The 935-nt window shown below is 24.2% G+C and carries 1 protein-coding gene; it reads left to right on the top strand.

Features of this window, described 5'->3' with window-relative positions; translation table 11 throughout:
- Nucleotides 1-73 precede the first annotated feature (73 nt).
- Nucleotides 74-832, top strand: coding sequence for an N-acyl homoserine lactonase family protein (locus AOG54_RS04010; RefSeq protein WP_048101795.1), 759 nt, complete (start codon nt 74-76; stop codon nt 830-832).
- Nucleotides 833-935: the final 103 nt, after the last annotated feature.

The following is a 935-nucleotide window of genomic DNA, read 5'->3' on the forward strand; positions in this document are numbered from 1 at the left end:
GATCTTATTAAATAATCAGATTGATTTACATGTAATATTATCTATTTATTATTAAAAATAAATTTCATATATTATGGAAATTAATGGTTTTTCATTATTAGATTTAGGAGCTAATTATCATGAGAAATCTATTTTAGTATATGGTGAAAGTAATGAGATTATTAAAGTACCATTTATTGGTGTTGTAATTAAGTTAAACGATCTGATAGTATTATTTGATACTGGTCCCAATATCGATGGTAATTATAGCATTATGAAACGATTTTCAACAAAGCAATCCGATAATCAACATTTAATTAATCAATTAAATTTATTAAACCTAAATATAAAGGATATCAAACTAGTCATATTGTCCCACCTGCATTTTGACCATGCTGGAGGTTTGAAATTCTTTAGGAATACTAATATACCAATACTAATACAAAAAAAAGAATTAGATTATGCTTACAATCCTGATTGGTTTTATAAAGATGTATATTATAGAAATGATTTCGATTTTGATGATTTAAATTATATTACTATTAATGGTAACTATAAAATTAATGACAATCTTAAAATAATTTCATTATACGGTCATACACCAGGAACTCAGGGTCTAATGTATCATTCAAAAAATAATAAGATAATCTTTACCAGTGATGCTATATATACATTAGAAAATATTCAACCAACTTTAAGAAGACAAGGATTTGATTCTTGTACTTCAATGTGGGGCAAATCAGCAAATAAAGTTATTTTAAAAAATAAATTTGATAATTTTGAAATATACCCTGGACATGATCCTGAATTTTATTCAAAGAAAAGGTTTGCACCCTATATTTATAAAGAATAGATGTTATAATTTAAATCATATAATATACAAAATTAAGTTTCTTGATAGTGTAATACTTTTACTGTAAATTCAAATGACCCTTTACCATTATACTTAATCAACC

Origin of the sequence: Acidiplasma aeolicum (assembly GCF_001402945.1) — an archaeon.
GTDB classification, from domain to species: domain Archaea; phylum Thermoplasmatota; class Thermoplasmata; order Thermoplasmatales; family Thermoplasmataceae; genus Acidiplasma; species Acidiplasma aeolicum.

Bases quoted from the DNA above. Each gene is read 5' to 3' on its own strand.
- AOG54_RS04010 (WP_048101795.1), top strand. From the start codon at position 74: ATGGAAATTAATGGTTTTTCATTATTAGATTTAGGAGCTAATTATCAT.